Consider the following 14,052-nt stretch of genomic DNA (forward strand, 5'->3'; position numbering starts at 1 on the left):
TGGATCGGGTCTGAACCGTGGCCTGAAATCTGCACCGACAGGCATGAACGGAACCAAAATCAGGCTTTGAGCGGTGGTCCTGCCCCAAACTGGCGCAGGAAGCGATTGTCAAGAACACCGGCTTGGGGTTAAGGTTTATCAATGTACGGTTAATGGGGGTTATGGACATGGCGGCACACAAGGGACATTCCCGCGCCAATGCAGGCCTGTTTATCGGTGTTGCCATTGCGGCCGGGGCTGCGGTGGCCTTCGCGCTGATTAACGGGGGCGCTCCCCTGTCCGCCGGGCTGTATCTCGCCGACTGGGTCAACTGGGTGCGTATCACGCCGTCCATGTCCGGCCTGCTGGCTCTGGGCCTTGTCGGCCTGCTGGTGGGGGTTGTCGGCACGGTGGCCAGTCTGATGGTGCCCCGCCGCAAACCCGCCCGACGCGCCCCAGTCGAAGCGGTGGCTTCGGCACCGATCTCCGAAATCGCGCCGGAAATCCTGGAAGATCCGACCCCGGCCGCGCCGCCCACGCCGCAACTGGTGGCCGATAATACGCGCAAGGCGTCACTGCGCTTCGAAGCCCCGCTCGACTCTGCGCCTGTGCCTGTTGTGCCCACGATTCTTGCGGAGCCCACGGCTGAGCCTGTAGCGCAGGCCCCGTCCGAACCCTTGCCCAGCGCCGAAATCATCCCCTTCCGTCCGGAAGCTGCGACCGAAACCGCCCCCGAGCCGATAGCGGCGGTCGCCGAAGAGGCCGAAGCCGCACCCGTCGAAGTCCTACCCGTCGAAACCCCGGTCGAAGACGTACAGGCTGTGGTGAGCGATCCCATCGCCGCCGCCCTGCTGCACGAAGGGCCGGAAGCCCGCACGGCACCGGAGGCGGCGCCGGACATCAACGCCGTTATCCATTCGGCCATGCGTTTTATCGACAAGCCTGATCCGACCTCGGTCACCAGCGTCGAGGAGGTGCACGCCGTGCGCGCGCAGGAGGTCCATTCCGACGCCCCGCCGCGCGTGGCCAGGCCTGAACTGATCAGCGAACTGATGACCGATACGCCGATCAAATCGACGGCGGAGTATAAGGCCCTGTCGGAAGCCCTTTCGGATAGCGGAACCTTTGCAGACAACGCCCCCCTGCTTGATTCCGTGGTTCTGGAATCGGCACCGGTCGAATCCCGGCCGGTATCCGACCCTCATCCGGTCAGAGAGGTCGCGCCCGAAATCACGCCCGTGGCCGAAACCGTTGCGGAGCCGTTGCCGGCCGCTCCGGTCGTGACCCCCGATCCGCAGCCTGTTGATCCGCAGGCCGAGATTAACCGCGCCCTGACGGCGGCCCTCACCCACTGGCCCGATGCCACGCGCGACATCGCCGAAGGGGAACTGCGTGTGCGTCTTGGCCAGCTTTATCACGACAGCGCCCTGCAAAGCCGCGAAGCCTTTGCCCGCATCACTCAGGGCGATCTGAGCGGCGGCGCGGCGGTCATGGCGCAGGAGGCGCAGGCCTTTGCCGATGCCCGCCTGCCGGAAAAGGCCGCCGAGCTGTGGCGTATCTATGGCGCCCTGCACATGGGCCGCGACGATACGGCGGCCATGCACGCCTATGAGCAGGTGTCGGCCCTCGACCCCGCCGACGGCAATATCCACATGTACCTCATCCACCGCTATCGCATGGCCAATGAGACGGGCAAGCTGCTCCCGGTGTTGGGTCGGGCGCTGGGCGTCGTCGCCGATCGCGATACGCGCCTTGACCTGCTGACGCAGTTTGCCGACCTGACGCAGACGGGCGGGCACCTGAGCCACACGGCGCAGGCGCTTGAGGAGCTGAGCCGTATCCGGGGCGAACTCTCTGCCGAAGACCCCGACAATCTGCAAAAACGCTCGGCTCTGGCCATCGCTCTGGCAAAGCAGGCGCAGGTGCGTGAACTTATGGGCGACGGGCCGAAAGCCGCCCCGCTCTACCAGCACGCCCATCGCGTCTTCGCCGAACTGTCGGCGCGCGTGCCGGATCATGCGGGCCTCAAGGCCATGGCCGAAAATGCCCGCCGCGACGCCGAACGCCTCAGCGCCTGACGCGGTAAAAGACGCTTGCCGGCAAAGACAGCTTGAAATCTTATAACTGAACGCCGTATGGCGGGCGTCAAAGCCGTGTGTCCGGCTTATACCCACGGTCATTGAAATGGCTTTGGGAATGCCTTTCCAGTGAGACTTTGCCTGATGCCTGCCCTGCCCCCCGGTCTGATGACCGTGCTTTTGCTGATCGGTTCCAACATCTTCATGACCTTCGCCTGGTACGGGCACCTCAAGGTCAAGCATGAAAAGCTCTGGGTCCTCATTCTTGTCAGTTGGGGCATCGCCTTCTTTGAATACTGCCTGATGGTCCCGGCCAACCGTATCGGTTATGGCGTCTTCTCGGCGGCCCAGCTCAAAACCATTCAGGAGGTCGTCACCCTGTCGGTCTTTGTGCTGTTTTCGGTCTTCTATCTGGGCGAAGCGATCCGCTGGACGCATATTGTCGGTTTTACCCTGATCGCGCTGGGGGCCGGGTTCATCTTCTATAAGGGGTGATGCGGGGAAGCGACACCGACAAAAAACGTCACATTCTAAGGCTTTGACTCAGACGGCATCTGTGCCACTATAGACGTTAACCATATTTTTGCGGCCGCATTTCGAGGGATAGGTATGAAACGCGCATTGGTAATCATGGGGGGGTTTGCGCTGATGGGTGGGCTTTCGGCCTGTGAACCCGGTGGTCCCCGTTACGACTATGTGGATGCGCGTACCCAAGCGCAGCGCGCCGATGCCTGCGTGGCGCAGTTTGAACCGAACGGCACGGCCCCGCAGGTCATGACCTACGATTCCCAGAGCAAGACCGAAGTCCATATGAATCAGGATGGCAAGCTGGTCACCGTCACGGCCCAGAACAAGCCCGACGCCACCTCGCTCGGTATGGAAGGCAAGGTCGGCGGCTCGCGTCCGGTGTCCTGCACCGACGCCACCGTGGCGCGCGGCCGTACCGACATCCCCAAGGACTACCCCAAGAAGTCGGATGGCTGGTGGTGGAAGAAATAGGCTGCCCGCAGGGCTGAGCCTCAAGAGCGTCCGGTTCACGCCGGACGCTTTTTGATTTACGCCCTGCGTCCGACAGGGGTGGCGTCAGAGGGCGCAGCGACAGATTATCTAAGTGCTTTTTTATATATCCGGCGTGCATAAAGCCGGTGACGGATGCCGTTACACAGGGTCCGTCAGGTTTGCAGTATTGATTGACAGGATAGTCCTTTGCGTCTGGCGGCTCCGGCCTTGATGGCATTTACCTGGTTGGCGGGACAGGCGACGGCCCAGACACCCGCTCAGCCCGTGACCGAGGCACGCACCACGCCGACGCCCCCGGCTACCGGTGCTCCGGTGATCGACACGCCGATCATCAGCGACGACGATTTCGAAAAGGCCCTGCCCTCCCTGAGCGCGCCTGCCCAGACATCGCCCACCGGCACGCCGCAACCGACGGTACCGGCGACAGCGGCACCTCCCCCTCCACCATCGGGGGTTAGCGAACCGGATCCCTCTGCGCAACCGACAGAGTTGCCGCCGCTGACGCCCGCCGACGACCCGGCCCTGACCGCCGCCCTGCCGCCACTCGACAGCTTCAACCCCGATGCCGCCCCCGTCATCCTGAGCGAAACCCGGCAGGCTGCGCCCGCCATTCGCTACGATCTGCACGTCGATGGCCTGGCGGCGCTGGGCCTCGAAAATCGTTTCAAGGATCTCAGCGCCCTTCAGTCCGGCAAGGGCGAAGCGGCCAATGCCGCCATGCTGCGCGCCCGTCTGACCGAGGATGAGCAGACGGCGCTGCGCCTGCTGAAAGGCGAAGGCTATTACGACGCCGTGGTCGTGGCACGCATCGAATCCCCTATCCTGCAACCGGGCGAGAGCCTTCAGGACGCAACCGGCCGCACTCAGGGTCGGGCGCAGGTGCGCGTCTCGGCACGGGCCGGGGAACGCTACACCCTGTCGTCAGTAACCGTGAAGGCCGATCCCACCGAACCACCCACCCTGATTACGGACAATCTGCCGCTGAAGGTGGGCGATCCGGTGGACGCCACCCTGATCAAGTCCGCCGAAGCCAATGTGGCTCTGGTCCTGCCGCAGCAGGGCTATCCTTTTGCCGAGCTGGGCCTGCGCGACGTACTCATCGACCCGCAGACGCGCACCGGCGACTATACCCTGCCCGTCACCACCGGCCCGCGCGCCCGCTTCGGGGCTATTCGCTCCGAGGGGCAGCGTCAGGCCTTTGGCGATGACCATGTGCGCGTCCTGTCGCGCTTCGACAGCGGTGACCTGTACGACAGCCGTCAGATGGACGATCTGCGTCAGGCCCTGTCGGCCACCGGCTTGTTCGCCTCGGTGGCCGTTGAACCGGTCCTGACCGAGCAAAAGAACCCCGATGGCACGGCGGTCGTCGACCTGAAGATTACGCAGAATGCGGGACGCCCGCGTACACTGGCCGGAGATATCGGCTTTTCCACCGGTCAGGGCCTGCGCACCGAACTCAACTGGACGCACCGCAACTTCCGCCCGCCCGAAGGCGCGCTGATCGCCTCGGTCATTGCCGGAACGCAGGAACAGGGCCTTGGCGTCTCCTTCCGGCGCTCCAACGCCAAACGCCGCGACCGCACCTTTCAGTATGGCGCCGCCTTCAATAATCAGGCCTACGATTCCTACGAGGCGCAGACCATTTCGCTCAGCGTGAATGTGTCGCGCGTTTCGACACCTTTGTGGCAAAAGCGCTGGACCTGGTCCTACGGGGCCGAGGTGCTGGCAACGCGCGAAACCGGCTTTTCCAAGCGACGCAATGCCAATGTGCAGGATGACTACTTCTACGCCTCGGTGCCGTTGAAACTGAATTACGACCGCTCGGACAATCTGCTCAATCCGGTGCGCGGCTGGCGCGCCGGCGTGCAATCGACGCCGACCGTGTCGCTCAACGGGGGTGGGGGCAATTTCATCGCCAATGTCGCCAGCGCCACCTTATACCGCCAAGTCAGCCCAAAGGTCGTTCTGGCGACGCGGGCACAGGTCGCCTCCATCGCCGGAGCCGAAACCTCGAAAATCGCCCCGTCGCGGCGTCTCTATGCCGGGGGCGGCGGCTCGGTACGCGGCTTCGGCTATCAGGAACTGGGGCCGCGCGACCCGGCCAATAACAACAATCCGATCGGCGGGCGCTCTTCGGTCGAGCTGGCCTTCGAAGCGCGCTATCGCACCGGCAATATCGGTATCGTGCCGTTCGTCGATGTCGGTCAGGTCTATGACAAAGAGTTTCCGCAGTTCTCCGACCTGCGTTTTGGCGTCGGCATCGGGGCGCGCTACTATACAAATTTCGGGCCTATTCGCATCGACATCGCCACGCCGATCTCACGCCGCGACGGGGAATCGCCCGTCTCTCTCTATGTCGGTATCGGGCAGGCCTTCTGATGACGCAGAACCCGACCCCCGACACGCCTGAAACGGCAAAACCGGCGACCGAGGCACAGGACCACGCGCGTCCGGAAACGGACGACACCCTGCCACCACCGGAGCGTCCCGCCCCGGTGCGCACGCCGTTTACGTGGCGCAAGGCGCTGATGTGGACCGGGGGTGCGCTGGGCGGTCTGCTGGTACTGGGCGGGATCGGCGTGGCCGCGCTCGACAGCGCGCCGGGCAAGCGGTTTATCGTCTCTCAGATCACCGGCCTCAAGCCCGATAACGGTCTGAGGGTCGGTGTCGGGCGCATCGACGGCTCGATCTATGGCGATTTCACCATCCACGACCTGATCCTGTCCGATGCGCAGGGCGTCTTCCTCAAAAGCCCGGCGGTGCGGCTCAACTGGCGGCCCTTTGGGTTGCTGAACAAGCATCTGGATGTGCGCGAACTGTCGTCGCCGCGCGTCGAATGGCTGCGGCAACCCGCCCTGAGCGAAACGGCCAAAACCACGCCGTCCGAACCCTTCACCCTGCCCGATCTGCGCATCGACGCCGAAAAGGTCGATATCAGGGCCCTCTATCTGGCCCCGCCGGTGACCGGAGACGCCCAGACCCTGAACCTTAGCGGCACGGCCCATCTGAAAAACAGGCGCGCCCTGATCGACGCCCGCCTGAGCGGCGATCGCGGTGATCGCGCCGTCCTGACGCTCGATGCGCAGCCCGATGCCAACCGCTTTGACCTGAGTGCGGCGGTCGATGCCCCGAAGGACGGTGCCATTACGGGACTGGCCAGACTGGAGACGTCTCTGACCCTGCGGCTGGAGGGTAAGGGCGACTGGAAGGCATGGAACGGCCGCCTCAGCGGCACGGCGGGGGAACAGCCTCTGGCCGATCTGAGTCTGACGGCGCGTGACGGCCTGTTCGGTGTGAAGGGCACGGCGCGACCGCAGGCCATCGTGCCGCCGCTGTCGGACATGCTGTCCCCGGCCGTCCGTGTCGATCTTTCGACCACATTTAAAGACCGCGTCGCCGATGGCACCCTGGCTCTGGCCGCCGATGCCCTGACTCTTAATGCCAAAGGTCGCGTCGATCTGGGAAAAGGGGCGTTCGGTGATCTGACGATCAACGCCGCCCTGCTCAAACCCGCCAATATCGCCAAGGGACTGAACGGCAAGGATATTGTGGCAAGCGTGCGTCTGGATGGCGCGTTCAAACGCCCGCTGATCGACTATAAGCTGTCGGCCGGCAGTATAGGCTTCAATGACGTTGTGGTGCATCAGTTGCGCGCCGAGGGCAAGTCGCGGCTCAATGGCGACCATATCCTGATCCCGATCAAGGCCTCGGCCAGACACATGACCGGGTTGAATGCGGCGGCGGAGTCGCTGGTCAGCAATATCACGATTAATGGCGATCTGGCCTGGTCGGACGGCCTGATCCTGTCGGACAATCTCAAAATCCGCTCGGACAAGATCAATGGCACGGCCATCATCCTCGCTCAGCCGTCGGAGGGCCGTTACGAGGGCGCTCTTAAGGGGCGTATCAACCAGTATCTGGTCGATGGCGTGGGCCTGTTCAATCTGGTTGTCGATGCCGATCTGCGTCAGCTCAAGGCCGGCGGCTTCGGCATTGTGGGCAAGGTCGATGGCGAAAGCCTGCGCCTCGACAATGGCGGCCTGAAGTCGTTTTTTGGCGGCAATTTCAAATTCTCCGGCGCGATGAACACCACCGCCAATGGCGATGTCATGCTGCAACGCCTGACCCTGACGGCGCCCGATTTCCGCCTGACCTCGGCCAGCGGCCGCGTGTCGAAAGGGCGGCTCGATTTCAAACTGGCGGCGCAGTCGGCAAAATACGGGCCGTTGAGCGCCGACGCCGGGGGGACATTGAAGGCCCCCACCCTGACCCTGCGCGCGGAAAAGCCCGATCTGGGACTGGGGCTGCAACAGGTGGTGGCGCGTCTCAATACCACGCCGCAAGGCTATGCCATTACGGCCGAAGGCGGCTCACAGTATGGCCCGCTGAAGGCCGACGTGGTGGTGCTGAAGAGCGACGGCCCGCTGGCCATCGACGTGCGCACGGCGCAGGTGGCGGGCTTCAGCGCGCAGGGCCGCGTGGTGCAATCGACCAGTGGCCCCTTTACGGGTACGCTGAACCTGACCGGGCGGGGCATCAACGGCACGGCGCGTCTGCTGGCCTTTGACGCCGTGCAGGGCGCGCAGGTCTCGGCCCGCGCCAACAATGCCCTGCTGCCCGGCGCGGCCGAAATCCGCATCGGGCGCGCCATTATAGAGGCCACGGCGCGCCTGGACGACCAGCCGACCCTCAAGGGCGATGTGCAACTGGCCGACGTGATCTATGGCCAGACCTACGTCGAAAAGGCCCGCGCCCGCATCGACCTCAAAGGGATGCGCGGCACGGTACAGATGATCGCCAATGGCGATGCCGGTACCGCCTTCAACCTCGCGGCCAATGCGCAGGTGTCACCCGATGACGCCCTGATTGCCCTGTCCGGTCGCGCCGGTCAGGTGCCGTTTGCGCTGGAACGCCCCGCCCGCGTCGTGCGTCAGGGTGAGGACTGGGTGCTGACCCCGGCGGTGCTGATGACGGCGCAAGGCAAGGTCAATCTGGCCGGACGTTTTGGCGAGGTCCTCCGCGCGCAGGCGCAGTTTGATCGCTTTGACCTCAGCATTCTCAATCTCATCGACCCCAATCTGGGGGTCAATGGCACCGTGTCCGGCGGGCTCGACTACACCCAGCGCGGCAAGGCCTTTCCACAGGCGCAGATGCAGCTCAGCTTCAATAATCTGACGCGCACCACCATTGCCCGCGTTTCGACGCCGCTGGACATCCAGATGCAGGCGTCCCTGAGCGAAAACCGTTCCGAGGCGCGCGGCCTGCTGCGGCAGGGCACGGCCGATATCGGTCGCTTCACCCTCAGCATCGACCCGCGCGGGGACGGCGCGTGGACGCAGCAGTTGCAAAGCGGGGCCGTCTCCGGCGGCCTGCGCTTCAACGGCCCCTCCAGCGTGCTGTTCTCACTCGCCGGTCTTGGGGATCAGCAGATGACCGGCAATGTGGCGCTGGCCGCCGACCTGTCGGGCACACTGCGCCAGCCCCGCCTCAACGGTCTGGTGCGCGGCAACGGCCTGACCTATGAGCACCTGACCTTCGGCACGCGCATCAGCGATATCGCTCTGGAAGGCCGCTTCTCCAATGACCGGCTGGAGCTGCAAAAGTTCGAAGGCCGCGCCGGAGACGGTCGCGTCTCGGCCACCGGCTTCGTGGGTCTGAGCGCCGATGACAACTTCCCGCTCAAGCTGAATGCGAAACTCGATAATGCACGGCTGGCGGCGTCTGACGCGCTGGCCTCAACCGTGTCGGGTACGCTCGATGTCACCAATGATGCGCAGAACGGCCCATGGATTCGCGGCAATCTTAACCTGCCGGAATTCCGCTATCAGGTCGTCTTCCAGGGCGCTTCGAAGGTCGATGAGCTGGAGGGCGTGCGGATCAAAGGCGCGCGTGTCGTGGAGCGCAAGACGACTCACGTCGCCCCCACCCTGTGGAACCTCGATATCCGCCTGCGTGCCGACAATCAGATCTTCGTTTCCGGTATGGGGCTGGAGTCGGAATGGAAGATGAACCTCAACGTCGGCGGCACCACGCGCGACCCGCGCGTAGTGGGGCGGCTCAATGCCTTGCGCGGTACCTATGCCTTCTCCGGGCGCGAGTTTGAACTCGACAAGGGGGAAATCACCTTCGACGGCGGCAGCCTGACCAATCCGGAAATCGCCCTGACCGCCACCACCAAGGTCGGCGACATGACCGGCACCATCGGCGTGTCGGGCCGGGCCCAGAACCCTCAGATTGCCTTCGGCTCCAGCCCGGCCCTGCCGCAGGACGAGGTGTTGTCGCGCCTGCTGTTCGGACAGAATGTCGGCAATCTGTCGGCGACGCAGGCCCTGCAACTGGCGGCCTCGCTTCAGGCACTTCAGGGGGGCGGAGGTCTCAACCCGCTGGGCAAGCTGCGCTCGGTGACCGGCATCGACCGCCTGCGCGTGCTGGGGGCCGACGCCTCGACGGGCCGTGGCACAGCGCTGGCGGCAGGTCAGTACCTGACCAATGACATCTATGTGGAAATCGTCACCGATACGCGCGGCTTTACGGCAACCCAGATTGAGATTGCCCTGTCGCGCGTCCTGTCGGTCCTTACACAGGTCGGCTCCACGACGGGCACCAGCGTCAATCTCCGATACTCGCGGGACTATTAGAGCGATGTGCGGAAAAGTGTGAGCGGTTTTCCGCAAAAACATCGCAACAAAACAAAAATTTAGAGCGAAATGGTGCTTCCACCTAAAGGCATTTCGCTCTAGCGGGATAATTTCTCAAAAAATTATTCCGCTCAAGCCGCCATTGAGGCGGCGGCCAAGGTGGCGAAGCCGCCGCCGGGCGAGGGCTCAAACCAAAGCTGGCTCTTATGTTTCTGTCAGAAACATAAGAGCCAGCCTTTCCTAAAATAGCGTGCTGCTGTAGAGGCCTGTGCGAACCGCCTTGCGCTGCAAAACGCGCGGCCCTCCCCCGTCTCTACTCTGTAAGTCCTGTATGATCCGCCTCGACAATATCAGCAAGCAAAACGGCCACCAGATTCTGTTTATCGACGCCTCCATGGGCGTGCAGAAGGGCGAAAAAGTCGGGCTGGTCGGGCCGAACGGCGCGGGCAAAACGACGCTGTTTCGCATGATCACCGGGCAGGAACCGCCCGATGACGGTCAGGTGTCGATAGATGCCGGCATGACCATCGGTTATTTCAGTCAGGATGTCGGCGAAATGTCCGGCCAGAGCGCCGTAGCCGCCGTGATGGATGGCGTCGGCCCGGTGAGCGCGCTGGCCGCCGAAATGGCCGAGCTTGAGGCCGCCATGGCCGACCCGGATCAGGCCGACAATTTCGACGCCGTTATCGAGCGCTATGGCGAGGTGCAGGCGCGCTTTGAGGAACTGGACGGCTATGCGCTGGAGGCGCGGGCGCGCGAAGTGCTGGCGGGCTTAAGCTTCAGTCAGGAGCGCATGGACGGCGATGTCGGGCTTTTGTCCGGCGGCTGGAAGATGCGCGTCGCCCTGGCGCGCATCCTGCTGATGCGGCCCGACGGTATGCTGCTCGACGAACCGTCGAACCACCTCGACCTCGAAAGCCTGATCTGGCTGGAAGCCTTCCTGAAAAACTATGACGGCGCGCTGCTGATGACCTCGCACGACCGCGCCTTCATGAACCGCATTATTGGAAAGGTCATCGAAATCGACGCCGGTTCTCTGATTACCTATTCCGGCGATCTCGACTTCTACGACCAGCAACGCGCTCTGACCGAGGCACAAAGGCAGGCGCAGTACGAGCGCCAGCAGGCCATGCTGGCCAAGGAAATCAAGTTTATCGAGCGCTTCAAGGCGCGCGCGTCCCATGCTGCGCAGGTGCAGAGCCGCGTCAAAAAGCTCGACAAGATCGAGCGCGTCGAAGCGCCGCGCCGCCGTCAGTCGGTACAGTTCGAGTTTCGCAGTCCCCCGCGTTCGGGCGACGACGTGCTGAACCTGCGCGACGTACACAAAAGCTATGGCGACCACGCCATCTACAGCGGGCTCGACTTCAAGGTCCGCCGCAAGGAACGCTGGTGCGTGCTGGGGGCCAATGGTGCGGGCAAGTCCACCCTGCTCAAGCTGGTGGCCGGGGATACCACGCCCGACAAGGGCACGGTCACCGTCGGAGCCAGTGTGAAGATGGGTTATTTCGCTCAGCATTCGATGGACCTGCTCGACGGCGAAGAGACGATTTTCGAATCTCTGGAAGGCGCCTTCCCACAGGCCCCTCAGGGCGCGCTGCGCACCCTGGCCGGATGCTTCGGTTTTTCCGGTGACGATGTCGAAAAGCCCTGCCGGGTGCTTTCGGGTGGCGAAAAGGCACGGCTGGTCATGGCGCGGATGCTGTTTGATCCGCCCAATCTTCTGGTGCTCGACGAACCGACCAACCACCTCGACATGGTGACCAAGGAAATGCTGGTTGCGGCGCTGGCCGATTTCGAAGGGACCATGCTGTTCGTCTCACACGACCGTCACTTCCTCGCGGCCCTGTCCAACCGCGTGCTGGAGCTGACGCCCGACGGCGTGCACGAATATGGCGGCGGCTACACGGAATATGTGGCGCGCACCGGTCAGGAAGCGCCGGGCCTGCACCCCAACGGGTAATGTTCAGCGGAACACGCCGTAACCTCCGGTTAACCCTGTCGTTTACCGGAATGTTCACGCGAGTCGGATAGCATGGTTACTTCCGCAATCCAGCGGTTAAGTATCGCAGTCCCATGACCGTTCCGCTTACCCCTTCCGCGCCTCAGGCTCCGAGCCACACCGATGCGCTGACCGATGATCTGATGCGCCTTAAGGGGCTGACCGTCGATGCCATCGACACGGCTCTGGTCATTACGGACACCAGCGGGCGCTTTCTCTACGTCAACGAAGAATTCCGTCGTCTGATTGGTTTCAGCCCATCCGAATTGCGCGGCAATACCCTGGGTGACCTGTGCCATCTGCACTCCGATTCCTGCCGCCACCTTGACGAGATACTGACCGCCGTTCACCTTGAGGGCCAGCGCAAGGGCGAGTTGCTCATTCACGACCGGAACGGCCACCCCATGTGGGTGTCATTCAGCGCCACTGCGGTCAACGATGCCTCGCAGCGCCGCCGTCTGATCGCTACGGTCTGCGACATCACCTACGCCAAGCTGCACGACACCCTGCAACGCAAGGTGCTGGACGCCCTGTTGCAGGACAAGCCGCTGCATGAAACCCTGTCCCTGCTCTGCCTTGAGGTCGGGCATATGGTTCAGGATGTCAGCATGTCGGTGCTGCGCGTCACCGACGGCAAGCTGAGCCCGCTGGCCGCACCGACATTGCCCGACTGGTACAATGCGGCGGTCGAAGGCCTCCCCATCGGGCCGGTCGTCGGCTCTTGCGGCACCGCCGCCTGGCGCGGCGAGCCCGTCATGGTCAACGACATGCGCACCGACCCGCTCTGGGCCCCTTTTCAGGACTTCGTAGAGCCGCTCGGCTACACCGCGTGTTGGTCCACGCCGGTCAAGGACAAGGCGGGCAGGGTTATCGGCACCTTCGCCTTCTACTCGACCAAGCCCTTTGTCCTCAATACGTTCGTGCAGAGCATTGTCGATATCTGCACGCAGCTCTGCACCCTGGCCTTTGAAAAGGGGGCGTTTCAGGAGCGCATCCAGTATCTGGCGCATCACGACGCCCTGACCGGCCTGCCCAATCGCGGTTTCTTTCAGGCGCGCCTGAGCGAAGAGGCCGCACGCGCCAGCCGTCAGAACACGCAACTGGCCCTGCACCTCATCGACCTTGACCGTTTCAAGGAGGTCAATGACACCCTGGGTCACATGGTGGGCGATGAAGTGCTGATCACCGTTGCCGAAACCCTGCGCCGTCTGGCCGGACCGGGCGACGTGCTGGCGCGCCTGGGGGGCGACGAGTTCGTCTTTCTTCAGGTCGGCGTCGCCAGTCGCGCGCAGGCTGAGGCCCGCGCCGAGGCGCTGGTCAACTCCCTGCATGAAGACATGCACGCCCAGTTCGGTCATCAGGGACCGGACGTGGGGGCCAGTCTGGGCTTTGCCCTTTACCCGGACGAAGGTCCGACCCTCGACCGCCTGACGCGCCACGCCGACATGGCCCTTTATCGCGCCAAGACCGACGGGCGCGGCTGCTGGCGCGCCTTCGATGCCACCATGGCCGAGGCCCTGCGCCGACGCCGACGCCTTGAGGCCGATCTGCGCGATGCCCTTGCCCACGGTCAACGTGGCCTGTCTCTGGTCTATCAGCCGCAGTTCTGCCTGAACCTCAACCGCATCATTGGCTATGAGGCGCTCGTGCGCTGGACGCATCCGGAACTGGGGCCGATCTCGCCCTGCGACTTCATTCCGGTCGCGGAAGAAGCCGGTCTGATCACGGCGCTGGGGCAATGGATCCTGTCGCGCGCTCTGGAAACCGCCGCTACGTGGCCGACGCATCTGACACTGGCCGTCAACCTGTCGCCGGTACAGATTTTCGAAGGCGATCTCACCCGCTATGTGCAGCAGGAACTGATCCGTACCGGGTTCCGTCCGCAACGACTGGAGCTGGAAGTCACCGAAGGCGTGCTGATCGAAAACACCGACCGCGCCCTGCACATCCTGCGTCAGCTCAAAGGGCTGGGCGTGCGTATCGCCATGGACGATTTCGGCACGGGCTTCTCATCGCTCTCCTATCTCCAGACCTTCCCCTTTGACGTCATCAAGATCGACCGCAGCTTTGTCGAAGGCCTGACCTCCTCGCCGGATCGCAAGATGCACAAGCACGGCATTCCGGCCGAGGCGATTGTGCGGGCCGTCATCGGCATGGCGCACGCTATCCACGTCCCGGTGATTGCCGAAGGCGTGGAAACGCAGGACCAACTGGACCTGCTGCGCGATATGGGGGCCGATGCCGTTCAGGGCTATCTGATCGGGCGGCCGCAGGCCTATTGCCTCAGCGAAGCGTCCCCTGTGCTTTTGGCGGCGGGTCAGCGCTGAGGCCTTGAAGG

7 protein-coding genes are annotated in these 14,052 nt (G+C 63.6%); all 7 read left to right on the forward strand.

What is annotated here, in order from left to right; genetic code table 11:
• Positions 1-167 precede the first annotated feature (167 nt).
• The 7 genes from AACH73_RS07780 (at position 168) to AACH73_RS07810 (ending at position 14,041) form a co-directional block, all read left to right on the forward strand.
• A complete protein-coding gene (locus AACH73_RS07780; protein ID WP_338734495.1) occupies positions 168-2,057 on the forward strand; it encodes a hypothetical protein in 1,890 nt (629 codons plus the stop codon).
• A gap of 144 nt (positions 2,058-2,201) precedes the next feature.
• Entirely contained in the window at positions 2,202-2,552 is a 351-nt protein-coding gene (locus AACH73_RS07785) for a DMT family protein (protein WP_338734496.1), read from the forward strand.
• Positions 2,553-2,666: 114 nt separating this feature from the next.
• The gene (locus tag AACH73_RS07790) at positions 2,667-3,056 is read left to right on the forward strand and encodes a hypothetical protein (protein ID WP_338734497.1); all 390 of its coding nucleotides are present in this window, start codon (positions 2,667-2,669) and stop codon (positions 3,054-3,056) included.
• 207 nt (positions 3,057-3,263) lie between these two features.
• The gene (locus AACH73_RS07795; protein ID WP_338734498.1) at positions 3,264-5,456 is read left to right on the forward strand and encodes a BamA/TamA family outer membrane protein; all 2,193 of its coding nucleotides are present in this window, start codon (positions 3,264-3,266) and stop codon (positions 5,454-5,456) included.
• A complete protein-coding gene (locus tag AACH73_RS07800; RefSeq protein WP_338734499.1) occupies positions 5,456-9,715 on the forward strand; it encodes a translocation/assembly module TamB domain-containing protein in 4,260 nt (1,419 codons plus the stop codon). Before AACH73_RS07795 ends, AACH73_RS07800 begins: the two co-directional genes overlap by 1 nt.
• A 331-nt stretch (positions 9,716-10,046) precedes the next feature.
• Positions 10,047-11,675, forward strand: a complete 1,629-nt coding sequence (locus AACH73_RS07805; RefSeq protein WP_126420829.1) for an ABC-F family ATP-binding cassette domain-containing protein — start codon at positions 10,047-10,049, stop codon at positions 11,673-11,675.
• A gap of 113 nt (positions 11,676-11,788) precedes the next feature.
• Positions 11,789-14,041, forward strand: a complete 2,253-nt coding sequence (locus AACH73_RS07810; RefSeq protein ID WP_338734500.1) for an EAL domain-containing protein — start codon at positions 11,789-11,791, stop codon at positions 14,039-14,041.
• Positions 14,042-14,052 lie beyond the last annotated feature (11 nt).

Origin of the sequence: Asticcacaulis sp. DW145, from assembly GCF_037101385.1 — a bacterium.
Lineage (GTDB): Bacteria > Pseudomonadota > Alphaproteobacteria > Caulobacterales > Caulobacteraceae > Asticcacaulis > Asticcacaulis currens.

Excerpts from the sequence above, each read along its gene's own strand:
- AACH73_RS07780 (WP_338734495.1), top strand. The coding sequence starts at position 168 with ATGGCGGCACACAAGGGACATTCCCGCGCCAATGCAGGCCTGTTTATC.
- AACH73_RS07785 (WP_338734496.1), top strand. The coding sequence starts at position 2,202 with ATGCCTGCCCTGCCCCCCGGTCTGATGACCGTGCTTTTGCTGATCGGT.
- AACH73_RS07790 (WP_338734497.1), top strand. The coding sequence starts at position 2,667 with ATGAAACGCGCATTGGTAATCATGGGGGGGTTTGCGCTGATGGGTGGG.
- AACH73_RS07800 (WP_338734499.1), top strand. The coding sequence starts at position 5,456 with ATGACGCAGAACCCGACCCCCGACACGCCTGAAACGGCAAAACCGGCG.
- AACH73_RS07805 (WP_126420829.1), top strand. The coding sequence starts at position 10,047 with ATGATCCGCCTCGACAATATCAGCAAGCAAAACGGCCACCAGATTCTG.
- AACH73_RS07810 (WP_338734500.1), top strand. The coding sequence starts at position 11,789 with ATGACCGTTCCGCTTACCCCTTCCGCGCCTCAGGCTCCGAGCCACACC.